At 63.6% G+C, this 20,559-nt stretch carries 16 protein-coding genes; 2 read left to right on the top strand and 14 right to left on the bottom strand.

Features of this window, described 5'->3' with window-relative positions:
- Positions 1–120 precede the first annotated feature (120 nt).
- From phnY to PZL22_RS01125, 4 genes are all read right to left on the bottom strand, one after another.
- Positions 121–1,578, bottom strand: a complete 1,458-nt coding sequence (gene phnY / locus PZL22_RS01140; protein WP_127598507.1) for a phosphonoacetaldehyde dehydrogenase — start codon at positions 1,576–1,578, stop codon at positions 121–123.
- Positions 1,575–2,849, bottom strand: coding sequence for a phosphonoacetate hydrolase (gene phnA / locus PZL22_RS01135; protein ID WP_004434723.1), 1,275 nt, complete (start codon positions 2,847–2,849; stop codon positions 1,575–1,577). The genes phnY and phnA overlap by 4 nt, the downstream gene beginning before the upstream one ends.
- 26 nt (positions 2,850–2,875) lie before the next feature.
- Entirely contained in the window at positions 2,876–4,072 is a 1,197-nt protein-coding gene (locus PZL22_RS01130; protein ID WP_004434724.1) for a 2-aminoethylphosphonate--pyruvate transaminase, read from the bottom strand.
- A 101-nt stretch (positions 4,073–4,173) separates the two neighbouring features.
- The gene (locus PZL22_RS01125) at positions 4,174–5,844 is read right to left on the bottom strand and encodes a Na/Pi cotransporter family protein (RefSeq protein WP_004434725.1); all 1,671 of its coding nucleotides are present in this window, start codon (positions 5,842–5,844) and stop codon (positions 4,174–4,176) included.
- A gap of 108 nt (positions 5,845–5,952) precedes the next feature.
- Between PZL22_RS01125 and PZL22_RS01120 the strand changes: the two genes are divergently transcribed.
- Positions 5,953–6,822, top strand: coding sequence for a LysR family transcriptional regulator (locus tag PZL22_RS01120; protein WP_004434726.1), 870 nt, complete (start codon positions 5,953–5,955; stop codon positions 6,820–6,822).
- 15 nt (positions 6,823–6,837) lie between these two features.
- On the opposite strand, the gene PZL22_RS01115 is transcribed toward PZL22_RS01120, so the two are convergent.
- The 10 genes from PZL22_RS01115 to tauA form a co-directional block, all read right to left on the bottom strand.
- Positions 6,838–9,315 carry a GcvT family protein gene (locus tag PZL22_RS01115; RefSeq protein WP_284718409.1) on the bottom strand — a complete coding sequence of 826 codons (2,478 nt, stop codon included), beginning with the start codon at positions 9,313–9,315 and terminating at the stop codon, positions 6,838–6,840.
- A 79-nt stretch (positions 9,316–9,394) separates the two neighbouring features.
- Entirely contained in the window at positions 9,395–10,180 is a 786-nt protein-coding gene (locus tag PZL22_RS01110) for a DeoR/GlpR family DNA-binding transcription regulator (protein WP_003532372.1), read from the bottom strand.
- Between the two features lie 143 nt (positions 10,181–10,323).
- A complete protein-coding gene (gene pta, locus PZL22_RS01105; RefSeq protein ID WP_003532374.1) occupies positions 10,324–11,316 on the bottom strand; it encodes a phosphate acetyltransferase in 993 nt (330 codons plus the stop codon).
- Complete coding sequence (locus PZL22_RS01100) at positions 11,316–12,353, bottom strand: YeiH family protein (protein WP_017263877.1); 1,038 nt, start codon at positions 12,351–12,353, stop codon at positions 11,316–11,318. Before PZL22_RS01100 ends, pta begins: the two co-directional genes overlap by 1 nt.
- 60 nt (positions 12,354–12,413) lie before the next feature.
- The gene (xsc, locus tag PZL22_RS01095) at positions 12,414–14,189 is read right to left on the bottom strand and encodes a sulfoacetaldehyde acetyltransferase (RefSeq protein ID WP_003532379.1); all 1,776 of its coding nucleotides are present in this window, start codon (positions 14,187–14,189) and stop codon (positions 12,414–12,416) included.
- Positions 14,190–14,230: 41 nt separating this feature from the next.
- Complete coding sequence (locus PZL22_RS01090) at positions 14,231–15,631, bottom strand: NAD(P)/FAD-dependent oxidoreductase (protein ID WP_003532381.1); 1,401 nt, start codon at positions 15,629–15,631, stop codon at positions 14,231–14,233.
- Between the two features lie 24 nt (positions 15,632–15,655).
- A complete protein-coding gene (locus PZL22_RS01085) occupies positions 15,656–16,042 on the bottom strand; it encodes a nuclear transport factor 2 family protein (protein WP_284718408.1) in 387 nt (128 codons plus the stop codon).
- 117 nt (positions 16,043–16,159) lie between these two features.
- Positions 16,160–16,987 carry an ABC transporter permease subunit gene (locus PZL22_RS01080; RefSeq protein WP_003532392.1) on the bottom strand — a complete coding sequence of 276 codons (828 nt, stop codon included), beginning with the start codon at positions 16,985–16,987 and terminating at the stop codon, positions 16,160–16,162.
- Positions 16,980–17,792: a taurine ABC transporter ATP-binding protein gene (locus PZL22_RS01075; protein WP_010975810.1), complete on the bottom strand. Its 813-nt coding sequence runs from the start codon at positions 17,790–17,792 to the stop codon at positions 16,980–16,982. The genes PZL22_RS01080 and PZL22_RS01075 overlap by 8 nt, the downstream gene beginning before the upstream one ends.
- A 90-nt stretch (positions 17,793–17,882) precedes the next feature.
- Positions 17,883–18,902, bottom strand: coding sequence for a taurine ABC transporter substrate-binding protein (gene tauA, locus PZL22_RS01070; protein ID WP_010975809.1), 1,020 nt, complete (start codon positions 18,900–18,902; stop codon positions 17,883–17,885).
- A gap of 155 nt (positions 18,903–19,057) precedes the next feature.
- Here tauA and pdxR point away from each other — a divergent pair, with 155 nt between their 5' ends.
- Positions 19,058–20,533 (top strand): MocR-like pyridoxine biosynthesis transcription factor PdxR, encoded by a 1,476-nt coding sequence (pdxR, locus tag PZL22_RS01065; protein WP_003532398.1) that lies wholly within the window; start codon positions 19,058–19,060, stop codon positions 20,531–20,533.
- The last annotated feature ends 26 nt before the right edge of the window (positions 20,534–20,559 follow it).

The raw sequence follows: 20,559 nt of genomic DNA, 5'->3' as shown, positions 1-20,559 counted from the left end.
TCTCCCAAGCGATGCCGTCGGCAGACCGCATAACTGGAAGCCGGTTTCTCCCCATGGCAACGGCTCCCGCCAGAGGAGCAGATATGAACATGCCCTAGTACTACTCGGGGGCAAGTTTCCTTACGGCCAAGGGAGCGAGAAAGTCTTGACGTTGGTGAAGCTTTTCATCGCCTCGATCACGCCTTCCTTGTAGCCGTTTCCGGAGTCCTTGATTCCGCCGAAGGGCGACATTTCTATGCGATAGCCGGGCACTTCCCAGATGTTGACCGTTCCGACCTTCAGCCCGGCTATGTATTTCTGCATCCTGCGGTAATCATTGGTGCAGACGCCGGAGGAGAGGCCGAAGGCCGTGGAGTTCGACAGGGTGATCGTTGCGTCATCGTCGTCGGGAACCCGCACGATCGGAACGATCGGACCGAAGGTCTCCTCCAGCACGAGGTCCGACTGATGCGGCACCCGATCGACGACGATCGGTGGCAGGAGCGCGCCGCTTCTCCCGGGATGGTAGAGAATGTCGGCCCCTTCCTCCGCCGCACGCATCACCCTCTCTTCGAAAAGTGCCGCCGCCTTTTCGTGAATGACGGTCCCGAGATCGGTAGAGCGATCCATCGGGTCCCCGAAACGCAAGCGTTTTGCCCGTTCGAGAACCATCGGCACGAAACGGTCCGCGACGCTCTCCTGGCAGAGAATGCGTTTGACCGCCGTGCAGCGCTGGCCGGAATTCTTCGTGGCCCCGGCTACCGCAAGGTCGGCGGCCCTGGCGAGGTCGTCGTCGGACAGGTCGTTGAGGATGATCAACGGGTCGTTGCCGCCGAGTTCGAGTACCTGGCGTTTGTAGTGCGCATTGGCGGCGATCAGTTTCCCGACAGGAACGCTGCCCGTGAAGGTGACGAGATCGACATGCGGGTTGGTGATCATTTCCATGCCGATATCGGCAGGCCAGCCGGTGACGACCGAAAGCATTTCCGGCGGCAGGCCGGCCTCGTAAAGAATGTCGGCGAGCAGCAGCGCCGTCATCGGCGTGAGCTCGGTCGGCTTCACCACCACGCAGTTGTTGGTCGCAATCGCCGGCGCGACCTTGTGCGCCACCATGTTCAACGGGTGATTGAACGGGGTGATCGCCGAAATTGCGGTCAGGGGCTCGCGCATCGTAAAAATCTTGCGCGCCTTTCCGTGGGGCGTGAGGTCGCAGGAGAAGATCTCGCCGTCGTCGCGGATGCACATCTGGCCGGCAAGGGTAAAGACATCGAAGGCGCGCCCGACTTCATAGAGCGAGTCCGCCTTCGAGATGCCGAGTTCCAGCGTGATGACGTCGGAAATCTCCTCCTTGCGGGCGGCCAGCGCCTCCGCGGTCGCCAGCAGGATTTTCTGCCGCTCGTAGCGCGTGAGCTTCGGCTGATAGGCGGCCGCGATCGCAAAAGCCTCTCTTGCGTGTTCGGCGCGGCCGGCGGGTACGGTGCCGACGACAGTGTCGTTCCAGGGATAGCGGACTTCTACGCGGTCGTCCGTGTCGACAAGGCGACCGGCTATTCGCATCGGTTCGTGGCGCACCGCGATTCTGACCTCCGCTTTCGTCATAGCCCGCCCTCCGCACCGGCCTCGGCCGCCGCCGTGACCGCGTAGAAAAACGCATCGAAATTGCGCAGCCGGGGCGCGTTCGGGAGTTCCGGCAGCACGCGGTTGACGATGAAGGGAACCTCCTGCTCGGTCAGCCCGCCATGGGAGCGCAACGGCTCGTCGAGTGCGGCCAGGTCGTGCCGGTGCTCGCTGGTGCCGAGCGTCTTGTTTTCGGATGAGACGAGTACGATGTCGCCGATGCGGTCTTCCGGCAGCTCGAAGCGCCGGCACGCCTCCTCGCGGTCGAGCACGACGTCGATGCCTTGGATCGCTTTCAGCCTTGCCATGATCTTGCTGCGGTCGCATCCGTCCGGAAGATAGGCGGTGGCAAAGGACCCGAGCGCGCCGTGATGCACGACATAGGGGTCGGTGATCGGCAGGATGACGCGGGCTGCATCCTTGCCCAGCCATTCGTCGAGCAGGTCCTGAACATAGATGACGTCGGGTGAGCCGTCCGCCTTGTGCTTCGGCTTCATGCCGTGATCGGCGGTGACCACGATGGCTGCTCCGAGCCCGTCCAGTTCGGCGAGATATCGGTCGAACATTTCGTAGAAGGAATTGGCTTCCGGGACGCCGGGAGCATATTTGTGCTGAACATAGTCGGTCGTCGTCAGATACATGATGTCGGGACGAAACTTCCTGAGCAGCTTGACGCCCGCAGCGAAGACGAATTCCGAAAGCGCTGCCGAATAGACCTCGGGAACCGGCCGGCCGAGCCAGGCGGAAGCATTGTCGATTCCGTGCTCCGCGCGGGTCGCCTTGTCCGATTTTTCGGACGAGAAGCAGACGGCGCGTTCTTCGTCGAAACGGAGCCCTTTTCCGAGCAGCGCCCGCAGCTTGTCCTTCGCCGTGACGACCGCGACCCGGGCGCCTGCATCATAGAAAGCCTGGAAAATGGTGGGCGCGCGCAGAAACTTCGGATCATTCATCATCACCTCTTCGCCCGTCGACGGCTCGTAGAGGTAGTTCCCGCAAATTCCGTGCACCGCCGGCGGGCTGCCGGTTGCGATCGAGAGATTGTTGGGATTGGTAAAGCTCGGGATGACGCTGTGCGCCAGCCGCACGGCGCCCCGTTCCTTGATGCGTTTCAGCGTGGGCATCAGCCCGGCGTCGATCGCTGCGTCGAGATAGGCCGGCTCGCATCCGTCGAGGCAGACCGCAATTGCCGGCACGCGGGGCCATGGATAGCGGCGGCCATTCACCGTCACCGAAATCTTGGACATCTGGTTCATTGTTGTGCTCCTGGAGGGGTGATCGGTCAGGCGGCGAGGCGGGCGCGCTCGGCGAGCGCGAGCGCCGGCGGGGTGGCGGTGTCGACCCTCATCTCCGCGAGGCTCTCGGCGGCGGCGGCGACCACCTTTTGCATCACATGCGAGTCCATCTGGCCGATGCAGCCGATCCGGAAGCTGTCGACGACGGTGAGCTTGCCCGGATAGATGATGAAGCCCCTCGCCTTCATCAGTTCGTAGAAGCGCTCGAAACTGAAGTTCGGATGGGCGGGGCTGAAGAAGGTCACGATAATGGGCGAGAGCCATTCGTCACCAAGCAGTGTCTCGAAGCCGAGCTGGCGCATGCCGGCGACCATGACGTCGCGGTTGTTCGCGTAACGCGCGCCGCGTCCGGCAACGCCGCCTTCCTTGCGATGCAGCCGCAGCGCCGCGAGAAAGGCGGCGACGACATGGGTCGGCGGAGTAAAGCGCCATTGGCCCGTCTTGTTCATGTAGGCCCATTGCGCATGGACGTCGAGACTCAAGGAATGGCTGCGGTCCTTCGCAGCCTCCAGTTCCGATTTTCGCGCGATCACAAAGCCGAAACCCGGAACGCCTTCGATGCATTTGTTGGCGGAGGAAACGATCGCCTCGTAGCGGAAATCACCGACACCTGCGGGCACTGCGCCGAAGGCGCTCATGCTGTCGACCAGCAGCTTGCGGCCGCGGCTGTAGACTGCCTCCGAAATCTCCTCGAGAGGATTGAGAATGCCCGAACTCGTCTCGCAATGGACGACCACGACATGGGTGATTGCCGGATCTGCATCGAGAGCGGCCGCAACCTCGCTGCCGCGCGGGGGCATATAGTCGCCCTTGTCGATCGAGACGTGAGCACGGCCGAGATAGTTGAGCGTCTGGGCGATGCGCTGACCGTAGGCTCCGTTCATCAGCACCAGAACCTTGCCGTCGCGGGGAATGAAGCTGCCGAGCATGGCTTCCACGGAGAAGGAGCCGCTGCCCTGCATGGGGACGCAATCGTATTGGCCGCTCTCGTCTCCGGCAATCGCAAGCAGTTCGCGACGCAACTCGGCCGTCATGCCCCGGAAGTCACCGTCCCATGACCCCCAGTCGCGCAGCATCGCCTCCTTTATGGAAAAGGCGGTGGTCAGCGGTCCAGGCGTCAGCAGGTACGGCTCACCCAATCTCGGCGCTTCGAGAACGTCATTCGTCTTTGCATCTGCGGGCATCTGGTTTCTCTCCTTTGAGAACTGCCGGGACAGGGCGAGGATGGCGATCTCGAATGTATCTGTAAAATCGATATTTCATATCGATACATCGATTTAGCTTATCACCCTTTGACGAGCGCAAGCCGGCTCTCGAGCAGATCCCCTCGCTGCTTCAAGATCGGATAGGCGAGCGTGGCCAGGAGGGAGTTCACCTCCTTGAGTGCCCGCGCGACTTCGAGGTGCATGTTGCTGGACTCGACGCTTTCCGCGCGCCCTGCCCGCAATCTCGCCAGATGCCGTTCGTGACTTTCCCGCACGAGCGCGCGTACCCGCTCCTTCTCCCGGACGAGCTTTCGCGCCATCGCCGGGTCATCCGACACCAGCAGGTTGAATGCGAGACGCATGTTGTCGCGCACGCTGGCGTGAAGCGCCTTGAGCTCGGTCCAGCCCTCGTCGGAGAAGTTGTTGCCGTTCTCCAGCTTGTCGCGGGCGATTTCGACCAGGGTCTTGGATACGATGTCGCCGGCATGTTCGAGATTGATGGCGATGTCGATGAGTTCTACACCCCGCCGCGACTGACGCTCGTCGAGCACGCCGCGATGGATTGCTGCGAGATAGAGCTTGATGTCGCGGTGGGCGCGGTTGACATATCCGTCGAGCCGGCGGATTTCCTCGATCTTCGCCGGGCTCGGATGCTCCAGAAGCTCCATCACCGGACAAAGCATCCGCTCGACCACTTCGCCCATGAACAGCACCTCGCGCGTCGCGGCGGCGAGGGCCGCGTCGGGGCTGTCGAGCAGAGCCTGGTCGAGCGCGCTGATTCGTCGCGCAAGTGTGTCGCTGTCTTCGGAGCTCTTGAGATCCGATTTGATGAGCGACGTTACGGCGCTGGCGGCAAGCTGCGAAAGCGGCAGGCAAACGATCACGAGGCAGGCGTTGAAGGCCAGATGGAAATGAACGAGCTGCTCCGCCGGGGTAGCGCCAAGATGTTGAAGTTCTGCCGACAAGGGGCCGATCACCAGCAAGGCGATCGCGGCGCCGAAAGCCCGGAAGAGGAGATTGCCGGCGGCGACGCGCCGCGCCTCGGCTGAAAACCCGCGCGTCAGCCACATGGCGATCAACCCGCTGCCGAGATTGGCTCCGAGGATCAGCGGCAGGCCTGCCTCGACCGGCAAAAGTCCCTGTGCGGCAAAACCGAGGATGAGGATCAGGACCGCGACGCTCGAATGCACGATCCAGGTGAAGAGCATCGCAGCCGCGAAGGCCGTCACCTGGTCCTTCGCGAGATAGCCGACGACGGCGGGCAACACGTCGCTCTGCTTCAACGGCAAGGTCGCCTCGCCGATAAGCTTCAGCGACATGAGGACGAAGCCGATGCCGAGCAGCATGCGGCCGAGTTCGCGGGGCTTGTCGCTTCTGCCCTTCAGGTAAAGCAGCCCGCCGGCCGCAAGCAGGAGCGGCGACAGCCAACCCAGGTCGAACGAAAGAACACGAACCACCAGCGCCGAGCCGAGATCCGCTCCCAGCAGGACGGCAAGGCTGGTGTTCAGGGTAAGATAGCCGCTCGCCGAAAGACCGGAGGCGAGCATTGCCACGGCGGTCGAGCTTTGCAACAGGACTGCAAGGACCGTGCCGCTCGCGGCGGCGTAAATGCGTCGCTCCCCTCCCCTTGCAAGCACACGCGTCAACGACGTGCCATAGGCGTTCTCGACGCCGCTGCGGACGAGATGCACCGCGTAGAGCAGCAGTACGGTCGCGCCGGCGAGATGCAGCGAGAGGGCAACGAGAGTCATTTTCAATCGCTCCGGAAACCAATCCGAAGACCGTCACTTTTCCCTTTACATAAATCAAATCGTTCGTTTCTATCGTTTGATTAGATCAGCTTATGATTGGGAGGGCCCATGCGTTACGTCCAGCTTCGCGCGTTCCACAATGTTGCGGTTTGTGGAGGCTTCTCCCGTGCGGCAGAGGCGCTGTTCCTCACGCAGCCGGCCGTGTCGGATCAGGTGCGCAAGCTGGAAGAGGAATATGACGTGCTCCTCTTCAACCGGAACAAGAAACAGGTGACGCTGACCCAGGCAGGTCACCAGCTGCTGGAAATCACCCGCCGCATGTTCGACACCGAGCAGCAGGCGCTCGATCTGCTTTCGGAATCGCGCGCATTGCGGGCCGGCACGCTTCGCATCGTCGCCGACGCCGCCCACCATCTGCTTCACATCCTCGCGGCCTTTCGTCAGAAATATCCGTCGGTTCAGATCTCGCTGAGGGCCGGCAACACGGAAACGGTCATCACCAGCCTCTATTCCTACGAGGCCGACATCGGCGTGCTCGGCGAGGTTCCCGAAAGCCGGGAGTTCGACATCGTCAAGCTGAACTCGACGCCGATCATCGCTTTCGCGTCGACCGAACATCCGATCGCCCGGCGCAGCACTGTCAGTCTCGAGGAACTCTCGGGCCAACCGCTGGTGATGCGCGAGCGCGGTTCGAAGACGCGGCAGAAGCTCGAGGATTTCGCAGCCGCCGCCGGCGTCGCCCTGAAGCCCGCCATCGAAGCGGAAGGCCGGGAGGCCGTGCGGGAGATCGTCGCGGCCGGTGCCGGGGTAGGCTTCGTCTCAGCCGCGGAATTCGGCCGGGACGGACGTCTCACGCCGATCGAGATCGTGGGCGCCGAAATGCTGATGGACGAGGCGTTGATCTGCCTGAAGGAGCGCAGCGGCGGAAAACTCGTGCGCGCCTTCTTCGAGATTGCCCGCTCGCTGGCGGAGAGGTGATTGGAGCAGCCCGCTTCAGGCGGCGGCTCGCGGCTCCCCGACATCCGCCCGCACGCGCTCCGACTTCGGGTCATAGGGGCACTTCAGGTGAGCGGTTGCCGGGTGGCGCTCACCGGCAAGATCGATCTCGAAACGCCCGCTTACGATGAACTCCCGATCGACCCCTCCACGATCCTCGATGAGACCGAGTGCGACCGAGCGGCCAAGCGTGTGGCCATAGGCGGCTGAGCGGACTTCGCCGACAGGTTTGCCGTCACGCAGGATGAGTTCCCCGCCCCAAAGCATCGGCTCGGGATCATCCAGGGTGAACTGCACGATGCGTCTGACAGGGGCGCCGGCCTGCTTTGCCCGCATCAAAGCCTCGCGGCCGATGAAGCCGCCCGGCTTGTCGAACGATACGGCGAAGGCGAGCCCCGCTTCGTGAGGATTGATGTCGGGCGTCAATTCGCGGCTCCAGGCGCGAAAGCCTTTCTCGATGCGGAGCACCTCGAGAGCGTAATAGCCGCAATCGACGAGTCCTAGATCGCGCCCCGCCTGGTGCAGCGCCTCGTAGACGCCCACGGCAAATTCACTGGGCACGATCAGCTCCCAGCCGAGTTCGCCGACATAGGTCATTCGGTTGGCGTAGGCCGTCGCATAGCCGATGTCGATCTCGCGGATGGTCGCAAAGGGAAAGCCCGCATTCGAGAGGTCGGCGGAGGTGATCCGCCCGAGTATGTCGCGCGCATTCGGTCCCATCAGCGCCAGCACCGCGTAAGCCGAGGTCACGTCGGTGAGGGTGACATGGGCGTCCGGTGAGGTGTTCCTGCGGATCCAATCGGCGTCGTGCACCGCCTGCGCGGATCCGGTGACGATGAGGAACCGGTCGACGGCGAGCCGCATCACCGTCAGGTCGCTTTCATAGCCGCCCCGTTTGTTGAGCATGCCCGTATAGACCGACCGGCCGATCCCGACATCGACGTCTGCGGCGCAGATGCGGTTGAGCGCCTTCGCTGCGTCGCGCCCCTGCACAAGCAGTTTGGTAAATGACGTTTGATCAAACATCCCAGCAGCTTGTCGCGTCGCGTTCATCTCCCGCTTTACCGCCTCATGCCAGTTCTGCCGACCGAAGGCATAGTCCGTTTCCGGTCTTTGGCCTGCTTCGGCAAACCAGTTCGCGCGCTCCCATCCCATCTTCGAACCGAAGCATGCACCCTTGGAGGCAAGCCGGTCGTAGAGCGGCGAGCGCCGGAATGGACGCGCCGTGTGCAGCTCGCGGTTCGGCCATGGCATCGCATAGTGCAGTCCGAGCGTTTCCTTCACCCGGTCGTGCAGCCAGCGCGGGTTGTTGTTGAAGCGCGCGAAGCGGCGAATGTCGACCGGCCAGAGGTCCATCGCCGGCGCACCGTTGACGATCCATTCGGCGAGAGCCCGCCCGGCGCCCCCCGCGCTGGCGATGCCCATGGAGTTGAAGCCTGCGCCGACATAGAAATTCCGCAGTTCCGGCGCCTCGCCGAGAATGAAATTATTGTCCGGCGTGAAGCTCTCCGGGCCGTTGTAGAATTTCCTGACTTCGGTTGTTTCGAGCTGCGGCACGCGCACGAGCGCGTTCTGCATCAGAATCTCGAACTGGTCCCAATCATCGGCCAGCAAGGCGAATTCGAAGTCGTCCGGAATGCCGTTCATGCCCCAGGGCTTGGCTTCCGGCTCGAAGCCGCCCATGACGAGACCTCCGACTTCCTCCTTGAAATAGATGTAGCCGTCCGGGTCGCGCAGCACCGGCAGGTCCGGATGCACCCCCTCGATCTTGCCGGTGACGATATACATGTGCTCGGCCGAGTGCAGGGGGACCGTCACGCCGCACATCAGCCCGACCTTGCGCGCCCACTGGCCGGCGCAATTGACGACGATTTCGGCGGCGATATCCCCCCGGTCGGTCTCGACGCCACGCACCGTCCCGTCCTTGACCGTGATGCCCGTCACGCGCACGCGCTCGATAATGCGGGCGCCGCGGTTGCGCGTCCCCTTCGCCAGCGACTGGGTGAGGTCCGTCGGATTGGCCTTGCCGTCTCCCGGAAGCCAGACGGCTCCGACGAGATCGTCCATCGCCATCACCGGCCAGAGATCGGCGGCTTCCCGCGGTGAGATCACCTCGACGGCAACCCCTTGCGCCCGCGCCGAGGCTGCGGTCCGCTTCAGCACGGTCATGCGATCGCTCGTGCGCGCCACGGCGAGCGAGCCGCAATTCTTCCAGCCCGTCGCAAGGCCCGTCTCTGCCTCCAGCTCACTGTAGAGCTGCGTCGAATATCGGATGAGGCCGGTCATGTTGGCATGGCTGCGCAACTGCCCGACAAGGCCGGCCGCATGCCAGGTGGTCCCGCCGCTGAGTTGCCCCTGCTCCAGCAGGACCACGTCGGTCCAGCCGAGCTTCGTGAGATGATAGGCGACCGAGCAGCCTATGATGCCGCCGCCGATGATGACGACCCGCGCCTGTGTTGGAAATTCCTGCGCCATGAACCGACCTCCCAATGGACTGGTGTCAGCATAGTCACGGAGTCACAGAATGCAACAACAAACGCAACAAAATGCAACATCACTCTGCGGCGACGACGAGGCGCGGGCCCTTTCGCCCGAGTGCTTCCGAGATCGTCGGGGGCGGCGGCGTATCCACGATCACACCGGCCGCCTGATGGAACCCGGGTATGCGAAGGGGAGTCAGCCGTCCGAACTTTGAACTGTCGAGGACGAAGTAGGCCTTGCCCGCCATCGCGATCATGCGCGAGCGCTGCTCGGCGCCATTGCGGGTGAAGTCGGTAACCTCGCCGTCAGGAGAAAGTCCTCCCCCGCCCAGAAAGGCGATGTCCACTCGGAAGCGGCCGATTGCCTCCAGCGCGTCGAGGCCCACTGCCGCCTCCTCGGCAGGGTCGATCTCGCCGCCCAGCATATGAACCCGGACTTGCGGCTGGCGGCACATGTGCAGCGCGATGGCGAGGCCGGTGGTGCAGACGGTCAGGTCACGCAGACCGCTCAATGCATGCGCGACGGCCAGCGTCGTCGTGCCGGAATCGAGGAAGACCACCATGCCGTCCTTCACCAGTTCGGCCGCCTTGCGGCCGATCGCTGCCTTTGCAGCGGCGTTTTCCCCGCTTCGCAGGACCAGCGCCGGCTCGGTTGCTTCGAACAGTGTGGCGCCGCCATGCACGACATCGAGCTGGCCGCGATTCGCCAGCAACTTCATGTCCCGGCGGATCGTTTCGCGCGAGACGTCGAAATAGGCGGCAAGCTCGGCAATGCTCACCGAGCCTTCGGAAGCGACGCGCCTCAATATTTCTTCGTGGCGGCGGGGCGCGAGCGCCCGGGTGTTCGGCAATTTGGACATGCGGACAATGTTGCAATATTTGTGGCGCGCCGCAAGCCACGTCGCGGGCGTGAAGCGCGCGGTGAGGGACGGCTGCGATGCAGGTGCTTAATTTGCGATTTGTGGTGTTTTGTGAGCCGAAAGGCGGCACGGCGAGACTGAGGTCATGCGGCCTGAACGACGGTCACGGCAATCATGTGGAAGACGTCGGCCGCACTGCAGCCGCGCGAAAGATCGTTGGCGGGCCGTGAAAGTCCCTGGAGGATCGGGCCGATTGCCGTCGCGCCGCCGATCCGTTGGGCGATCTTGTAGCCGATATTGGCCGCGTCCAGGTTCGGGAACACGAAGACATTGGCCTCCCCGCGCAGCGCCGAATGCGGCGCCTTGGTCAGACAGACGGCCTCGACGAAGGCGCTGTCGAACTGCAATTCGCCGTCGATGATGAGATCGGGCTCGGCGAGCCGCGCCATGCCGGTCGCCTCGACGACCTTCGAAACGCGCTCGTGAGCGGCACTGCCTCCTGTCGAGAAAGAGAGCATCGCGACTTTCGCCCGTTCTCCTGCAAGCATTTCATAGGACTTGGCCGACATGCGCGCGATGTCGGCGAGACCGGCTGCGTCCGGGTCCACGACCAGGCCGCAATCCGCAAAGACGAAGGCGCCCTTCCTCGCGTGATGGGGCTCGCAGAGCATCATGAGGAAGAAACTGGAGACGAGCCCGACGCCGGGCGCCCTGCCGATCACCTGCAATGCGGCACGAACCGTGTCTGCGGTCGTTGCGACCGCGCCGCCGACAGTCCCATCGGCCATTCCTTCGCGCACCATCATCGCGGCGAAGGTCAGCGGTGAAAGGGCGGCCGCCCGAGCCGCGGCCGCATCGACGGCTTTGCTCCTTCTGCGTTCGAGATAGGCAGTCGCAAAATCATCGGTAAGCGGAGAGCACGCCGGGTCCTCGATCCGGAATTCCTGCGGGATCGCGTCCAGGGCTGCGAGCCTCTGCGTGATCACCTCGCGGTTTCCGACGAGCGTAATCTCCGCCAGGCCTTCCCGCCTCGCCTGCACGGCACCGGCGACGATCCGGGGGTCCTCGCCTTCGGGAAGGACGATGTGCCGCGGCGCTTTCCTTGCGGCGTCGATGATGCGATCAAGAGGTTTCATCAGCTGTGTCCCAGATAGTACATGCCGGCGAGGATGAAGACGGCGATGAACAGCGTTTCGGCCACGACGAGCGCAACGGCATCTCCGCCGACTTCGAGGACGCGGCGCAGCGACGTCTTCATGCCGACGGCGACGATGCCCGCCAGCAGCGCCCATCTGGATATCGCCATGCCGACCTCGCTTGCGAGCACCGGCACCAGCCCGGCGGAATTGAAACCCGCGAGAACGAGGAACGCCAGGACGAAGCCCGGCACGAGCGGCGCGCGCTTTCCGATCGACGCGCCCTCCTGCGGAACGCCGCGCAGGACGAGGGAAAAGATCAGGACGACCGGCGCCAGCATCGTCACCCGGATGAGCTTGACGAGCGTCGCGGTCTCGCCCGCCTCCGGCGAGACCGAAAAGCCGGCTCCCACCACCTGGGCGACATCATGGATCGTGCCACCGAAAAAGATGCCGGTGGCCTGACCGTCGAGCCCGAGATACTCGGCGACGATCGGATAACCGATCATGGCAAGCGTGCTGAGCACGGTCACCGACAGCACGGTGAAGATCAGATTGCGCTCGGAAAACTCGTTGCGGGGCAGCACGGCGGCGATGGCCATGGCGGCCGAGGCGCCGCAAATGGCGACCGCACCGCTGGTGAGAAGCGCGAGACGCCACCCCCGGCCAAGCAGCCGGGCAGCCACGAGGCCGAACAGGATGGTTGCCACGATCGCCGAGACGAGCAGCAGAATGGTGCCGCCGCCGAGGCCGATCAGAAGATCTACGCTGATGCGCATGCCGAGCAGCGCCACACCGATCCTCAAGACCAGCTTTGCCGAAAGCTCGATGCCCGCGACGCAACGGCCTTCTTCCGCCAGGAAGTGGAAGGCGATCCCCAGCAGCAGCGCCATCAGCATCGCCGGCGCCCCGTAATGCTCCGACAGGAACTGGGCAGCCATGGCGACGGCGGCCGTCACCAGGAGACCCGGTCCATAGGTCGACAGGACGACCGACAGGGATTGCTTCCGTCGCTCGGTTTTGGAGATCGCGTCCATCTTTTCTTCCCGTTGAATGAGCTCGGCGGTGATCACCGCCGCGCGAGTCGCGAGAGTTTCTTACATACGTCGCTGGGTGCGCATGTCGGCGCGATCGATGCCGGCCACCGCTACCGGCTTCTTCATCGCATCGCGGCGGAAAGGCTCGCCGAGTTCCTGGTTGAGGACGACCTCGACAAAGGTGGTGATCCCCTTGGCCTGGTCCTCGATCGCCTTTGCAAGCGCCTCGGTGAGTGCGGCCGGCGTGTCGACCGTCACGCCCTTGAGGCCGCAGCCATCTGCAACCTTGGCGTAGCTCAGGTTCGGATTGAGCTCGGTGCCGACGAAGTTGTTGTCGTACCAGAGCGTCGTATTCCGCTTCTCCGCTCCCCACTGGTAGTTGCGGAAGATCACCATGGTGATCGCCGGCCAGCCTTCGCGGCCGATCGACGTCATCTCGTTCATCGAGATGCCGAAGGCGCCGTCGCCGGCAAAGCCCACCACCGGCACGTCCGGGCAGCCGATCTTGGCACCGACGATCGACGGGAAACCGTAGCCGCAGGGGCCGAACATGCCCGGCGCCAGATATTTCCTGCCCTGCTCGAAGCTCGGATAGGCGTTGCCGATCGCGCAATTGTTGCCGATGTCGGTGGAGATGATCGCCTCCTTCGGAAGCACGGCCTGGATCGCCCGCCAGACCTGGCGAGGCGACATGCGATCGGGCTCGCGCCGGCGTGCGCCGACATTCCACTCCGTTCCCGGATCGTCATCCTCATGGTCCATCGACGAGAGCTGCTGCAGCCAGGCCGAGCGCGTCTGGTGGACCAGCGCCTTGCGCTCCTCGCGGCTTGCGTCGCCGGCGGCGGGCGCAAGCTGCTGGAGAATCTGCTGCGCCACCTGTTTCGCATCACCGCAAATGCCGACTGTCACCTTCTTGGTCAGGCCGATCCGGTCGGCATTGATGTCGACCTGGATGATCGCCGCATCCTTCGGCCAATAGTCTATGCCATAGCCGGGCAGTGTCGAGAACGGATTGAGCCGCGTACCCAATGCCAGCACGACATCTGCCTTGCTGATCAATTCCATCGCCGCCTTCGAGCCGTTGTAGCCCAAGGGTCCGACCGACAGCCGGTGGCTGCCGGGAAAGGCGTCGTTGTGCTGATAGCCGCAGCACACCGGCGCATCCAGCTTCTCCGCAAGTGCCATGGATTCCTGGATGGCGTTGCCGATGACGACACCGGCGCCGTTGAGAATGACCGGGAACTTCGCTTCCGATAGCAGCCGCGCGGCTTGGGCGATGGCCGCAGGTCCGCCGGCCGGCCGCTCGAAGCGGACGATGCGCGGCAGATCCACGTCGATCACGTGAGTCCAGAAGTCCCGCGGGATGTTAATCTGCGCCGGTGCGCAACCGCGCCATGCCTTCTCGATGACCCGGTTGAGGACTTCGGGAATGCGGCTCGGATCGCGCACTTCCTCCTGGTAGCAGACCATCTCCTCGAACATCGCCATCTGGTCGACTTCCTGGAAGCCGCCCTGGCCGATGGTCTTGTTGGCGGCCTGCGGCGTGACCATGAGCAGCGGCGTATGGTTCCAGTAGGCCGTCTTCATCGCCGTGATGAAACCGGTCACACCGGGGCCGTTCTGGCCGATCGCCATCGACATCGTGCCGGTCGCCCGGCTGAAGCCGTCGGCCATCATGCCGGCATTGGTCTCGTGGGCACAGTCCCAGAACCGGATGCCCGCCTTCGGAAACAGGTCCGATACGGGCATCATCGCCGAGCCGATGATCCCGAACGCATGCTCGATGCCGTGCATCTGCAGGACTTTTACAAACGCCTCTTCGGTCGTCATTTTCATGTCATGTTCCTTTCGCGTTGAGGGTAAGGCCGACCGGGCGGCTAAAGAATTTCGTCCTTGAGGTAGTACCAGCGATACATGCCCCACTGGCCGAGGCGTCTGAAAGGCGTGAGCAGGCCATGGCTCGGCAGCGGCGACGTGAAGATCGGCAGGTCGAGTGCGCCGCCCTTGCCCGCCACCATCTGGGCCATGCGGCGGCCGGCCTGGGCGGAATACATGACGCCGTTGCCGCCATAGCCCATCGCATAGAACAGCGGCTGTTTCGGATCGGGCCGGAAGATCCGCGGCATCATGTCGTGGCTGACATCGACCCAGCCCCACCAGGAATAGTCGATCGTGATCCCCTTCAGGATCGGAAACTTTCGGTAGAGCCCTTCGAGCAGCCGATCGAGATGTTTGGGGTTGACCGCGTCGCGGCCGGTGATGGCGCTGCGGCTGCCGATCTGCACGCGGCCGTCCGGCATCATCCGGTAATAGTGGCGCAGCGTGCGCGTATCGGTGAGCGGTATCCGCGTCTTGAAGTTCAGTTCGGCGCGTTCTTCCTCGGTCAGCGGGCGCGTGACGATCGAGTTCGAGAGGATCGGCATCAGCCTGTGCCGCGTCAGCGTATGCAGGTCCGGCGAGGTATAGCCCGCCGTTGCAATGCAGACGGCGCGCGCACGAACGGTACCGCCCGGCGTAGTCAGATGATAGGCGCCGTTCTTCCAGTCGCAGCCGAGAACGGGGCTTGCCGTGTGGACCCGCGCACCGAGCTTGCGTGCCAGATTGAGGTAGCCGAAGGCGAGCTTGGCCGCGTGGATGCCCATGCCGTCCGGTTCGTACATCGCCCCCCTCGCCTCTTCGTCGCGTACGAAGTCGCGGTGGACCTCATGGCGGCCGACGATGCGCGAGCGGTAGCCGAAAACCTCGTTGAGGAGCCGCGACTCGGCTTCGAGCGCCGGCATCACCTTGTCGCGATGGGCGATATAGAGGTGGCCGCCGTCCTGAGGGTCGCAGTCGATTTCGGGCGAGCGGATCAGGTCCCGGAAGAGATCGAAGGCTTCGCTGATTTCGCCATGCAGCCTTTTGGCCACATCGACGCCCCAGCGCTCGATCCATTGCGAACGCTTGAGCCGCCCGGCGGAAATCTGCGCCTGGCCGCCATTGCGGGTGCTGCAGCCCCAGGCGACGCCATTGGCTTCGAGCACCGTCGCCTTGATGCCATGCTCTTGGGCCAGATGGATCGCGCAGGAGAGCCCCGTATATCCGGAGCCGACGATAGCGACGTCGACGTCCATATCGCCTGTAACGGGCCCGTCGTCGGCAGGCGGAGTGCCGGCCGTGCCGATCCAGTAGGTCGGCGCATAGTCCTTGCCGTCGCCCGGATTGGGCGCGCGGATCGGATCATAGGTCGGATCGAAGGGCTTCCGCGATGCGATCGGTCTGGCCAGTTGGTGTTCCATGTCGTGATCCTGCCCTGGAGGCTCTCAGTATCTCGGCTGCGGTTCGATGAGCGGTCGGTTCTTTCGGAATGCCTGCTTGCGGACGATCTTTCCGACGCGAAGCGTGAAGAGATCGCAGCCTTCCGCGACGATGCGCGTACCGTCCTCATTGGTCCCCGAGAACGTCCACTCGGAGACGGCGCGATCACCGTGGACGAAGTGGCTGTGATGATCCCAATGGGCATCCCGAATTGCCGTCCATACGGCTGAGAAGGCATCGGCGATCGCCTCGGCGCCGGCGATGCGCTTGCCGCAGGCCTCCGGGCCGGCAACGGCGTTGAAGACGCAATCGGCGGCGAAAAAGGCCATGACGTTGTCGATGTCGTGTCTGTTGAAGGCGTCGAAAAGCTTTGCAAGATCTTCGGCGGTCATGTCGAAATTCCTTTGTTCATGCCTGGGCATGGCTTCGCCGGGCGGGCGGCCGTAGGCCCGTTGAAATGCTTGAGAAGAGGTTGTCCGGGGCGGCCGACTAGGTCCGAGCGGCTGCCGTCACACCTTGCCCTTCCAGGGAATGAGCGCCTTTTCGAGGTAGCGGATCATGAGATCGAAGGCGAAGGCGAAGACGCCGATGACGACGATGCCCATGATGACCGTATCGCTGGCGAGGTATTCGGCGGCATTCAGCACCATGAAGCCGAGGCCACGATGGGCGGCCACCATTTCGGCGGCGACGAGCGTGGTCCAGCCGACGCCGATCCCGATACGCATGCCGGTGAATATCTCCGGCAGTGCAGCCTTCAGGATCACATGTCCGATCACCTGGGCTCGCGTCGCGCCCATCGCGTAAGCCGCATGGATCTGTTCCGTCGAGACCGAGCGGACACCGGCTCTGGCGGCGATCGCCATCGGCGCGAAGATCGCCAGATAGATCAGGAACACTTTCGGGAATTCACCGATGCCGAGCCAGATGATGATCAGCGGCAGATAGGCCAGCGGCGGCAGCGGCCGGTAGAATTCGATGATCGGGTCGAAGAGACCGCGCACCACCCGGTTGACGCCCATGAGGATGCCGATGGGAACGGCCGTGACGAGAGCCAGCAGGAAAGCTCCGAGCACGCGGCCGAGACTTGCCAGCGTATGCTGCGCCAAAGTGGAGTTCGAGACACCTTCCGTAAGCGCGATCACGAACTTGTCCCAGACGGCGAGCGGCGACGGCAGGAACAGCGGCTTGATCCAGCCCATTTCGGTCACGAGCAGCCAGAGCGCGATGAAAGCAAGGGCCGTGAGCAGGCTGATGTGGCCGCTCATGCCGTCGCCCGGCGCACCGTAGATCCTGCCCGGACGAACCGGTTTGCTTTTTGCGACACCCTCAAGCATGGAGGAGCTCCGGGTTGCCGGACTGGAGCTCGTCGCCATAGATGATGCCGAGGATTTCTTCACGCATGTCGATGAAGTCGCGGCTGGATTTGATTGCGCGTGCATTGCCGTTCTCCAGGAAGCGTTTGTTGAAATCGAGCTCGTAGGTATGGGTGATGCGGCCCGGACGGGGCGACATCACGATCAGCCTGGAGCCGAGGAACAGCGCCTCCTCGACGCTGTGGGTGATGAAGAAGAACATCTTGTTGGTGAGTTGCCACACTTCCAGCAGCAATTCCTGGATGGTCTCGCGCGTCAGCGCGTCGAGGGCAGCCATAGGCTCGTCCATGAGCAGCATCGCCGGATCGCAGGTGAGTGCGCGGGCGATGCCGACACGCTGCTGCATGCCGCCGGAGAGGTGATATATCATGTGCCGGTGGAAATCCTGCAGCCCGACAAGGGCCAGATTTCTCGTCGCCAGGTCCCGCCGGGTCGCCTTGTCGACACCCCTGAGCTTCAATCCGAACTCGGTATTGTCGATGACGTTGAGCCACGGGAGCAGCGCATGCTTCTGGAAGACGACGCCACGGTCGGCGCCGGGGCCGGTGATGCGGCGGTCTCCCAGCATGATTTCCCCGTCGCTCGGCGCCATGAAGCCCGCCATCAGGTTGAGGAGCGTGGTCTTGCCGCAGCCCGATGCACCGAGGGCGACGACGAAATCGCCGCTTTTGATTTCGAGATTCACGCCCTTGAGCGCGATGACCGCCTGGTCCGAATAGAGACCGGGATAGGTCAGACTGACATTGCTGACGTTGAGCGTTTCCATGTCGCAAGCCTTCCTGGAAAGTGCTGTGTCGAGGGTATCAGCGGCGCTCCTGGCCGCGCACGGCGCGCGGGCGGGAGCGCGCGTCGTCTGCTACTTGGCGGCTTCTTTCGCATAGGCGCTGTTGACGAAGGGTGCGTAGTCGTCGAGCGCGGTGTCGATCTGTTTCTGAGCGACCAGGAACTTGGCGCTCGCCTCCAGCGCCCGGACAGCGCCGCCGCCAAGCCACTTATCGGAGACCTGTTCGTCGGCGGTCGGGAAGGACAGGAGGTTCAGTGCCTGGACGATACCCTCGGCGTCGCCGCCGATCAGCTTGACCATGCCCTGGACCTGCGGCGAGTCGGCCTTCCAGCCGCTGCCATTCGCCTTGTAATCGGCATAGGCGTCCGCGAGCACCTTGGTGAAGGCGGCCATGAATTTGGGGTTTTCCTCGGCCCATTCCTTGTCGGCCACAAGCCCGTCGAAGGTCGGCACGCTCGCGGCGCCGATCGCCTCGGAATCGGAGATGACCTTGCCGCTCTTCAGGAGTTCCGACAGAGCCGGCGGCCAGACATAGGCGGCATCGATATCGCCGCGCTGCCAGGCAGCGACGATCTGCGGCGGCTTCATGTTGAGGATGTTCACTTCCCTCGGATCGGTTTTCCATACCTGTTCGAGGCCGACCAGCAGATGGAAGTGCGAAGTCGAGACGAAGGGGACACCGACATTCTTTCCCTTCAGGTCTTCCGGCTTTTCGATGCCGGATCCTTCTCGTGCGACGAGCGCTTCCGACTTGCCGATATTGTCGAGGATCCAGAAGAGTTCGAGCTCGACGCCGCGGGACGCTGCGGCCGTCGTTCCGGTCGAACCGATGACGCCGATCGGCACGTTTCCGGAGGCGAGCGCCGTCGAAATGTCACCGCCGGAGCTGAACTGGCGCCAATCGATCGTATAGCCGGCTTCCTTCGCTGCAGCGTCGAAGCGGCCGTCGGCAATCGCCGAGATGAATGGACCGACGATCTGCTGATAGCCCACGACGACGCTGGTTTCCGCCTGGGCGGCGAAGGAGGTGAGGACGCCGGCGGCGATGGCCACGGCTCCGGATAAGTGCTTGAAACTTCTAAGGTGGATCATGTCGTTACCCTCTTTGGTTATGTCGCCCCGCTTTTGCGGGGTCGCGCCGTACATTGAATGACGGTCTTTGCTTGCCGAATAGAAATAGGCCCACGCCTCGGATTGCCTTATATCCAGATAGGAAGTTAGATGAGTCCAGTTGGATGAGGTGAACAATGGCGGGCTCGACGGTCTCCGAAACGATCTTCTTCCTCGACCGGGCCAGCCAAACGGGCCTGCAGGCGCAGATCCGCGAAACGATCGTTTCGGCCGTATTGTCGGGCCGCCTGGCGCCGGGCGCCCGATTGCCCTCCAGCCGCAAACTTGCGGCCTATCTGAATATTTCGCGGATCACCGTAACGCTCGCCTATCAGGAACTCGCTTCCCAGGGCTATGTGGAGGCGGCGAGCCGGAGCGGTTACCGTGTCGCCGGCAAACCCCCGACGACAGCCATCGCGATGCAGGCCGCCCATGCTGCGGCCGATGTCATCGACTGGTCGGCCAAGTTGCGCTCGACCTTCATCGTCGCCAAGCAGATGCGTAAACCCCTCGACTGGCGAGCCTACCCTTATCCGTTCCTATACGGTCAGATGGACCCGTCGCTGTTCGACCTCACCGCCTGGCGCGACTGCGCGCGACGGGCGCTGGCGCGCGAGGATTTCGAGCTGATGGCGGGCGACTTCGCGGCGGCGGACGACATCCAGCTTGTCAACTATATCTGCTCGCGCACATTGCCGGGCCGCGGCATCCGCGCCAACCCCGACGAGATCCTGGTGACGGTGGGCGCGCAGAACGCCCTCTGGATCGTCATCCAGCTCCTATTGCGTCAGGGCGCCCATGCGGTCTGTGAGAACCCCTGCCATCCCGACATGAGTGCATCGCTTCGCTTGAGCGGCGCCGGGATCACCTTCGTCGACGTGGACAGGGACGGCCTGCCGCCCGCCGCGCTTCCGGAAAAGGTCGATGCCGTGTTCGTCACGCCCAGCCATCATTCGCCGACCGGCGCGACTATGCCGATCGAGCGGCGGGCGGCCTTGCTCGCGGCGGCCGCCTCCAAGGATTTCATAATCGTCGAGGACGATTACGAGTTCGAGATGAGCTTTCTGGCGCCCCCCTCCCCGGCCCTCAAGGCCTTCGACCGCAGCGGGCGGGTCTTCTATATCGGCAGTTTCTCCAAGTCGCTGTTTCCCGGCCTGCGTCTCGGCTATCTGGTGGCGCCGGCTGCCGTGATCCGGGAGGCGCGGGCACTACGCGCCCTGATGTTGCGGCATCCGCCGGGACACCTCCAGAGAACGGCCGCCTATTTCCTGGCGCTCGGACACTATGATGCCGTGCTGCACCGCATGCGCGAGGAGTATCATCGCCGCCACATCATCATGGACGCCGCCCTCCGGGACGCCGGATTGAAGATCGCCGGATCTGCGGCTTTCGGCGGCACGTCCTTCTGGATCGAGGGGCCGGAAGGTCTCGATGCGGACTTGCTGATGAACGCTTTGCGAAAGGACGGCGTGCTGATCGAATCCGGGTCGCCCTTCTTCCCGAAGGACGACGGCCCATGCCGCTTCTTCCGCATGGGTTACTCGTCGATCGCGCGCAACCGCATAGCCGACGGCGTGGCGCTCACTGCGGCACGGATCGCGGAGCGGGGTTAGAATGCTGCAGCATCGACGATCCGGCG

The sequence above is a fragment of the Ensifer meliloti genome (assembly GCF_030064585.1).
Classification (GTDB): Bacteria; Pseudomonadota; Alphaproteobacteria; order Rhizobiales; family Rhizobiaceae; genus Sinorhizobium; species Sinorhizobium meliloti.
Note: the sequence above shows the minus strand (reverse complement) of the source record. Positions and strands in the feature narration are given on the sequence as shown.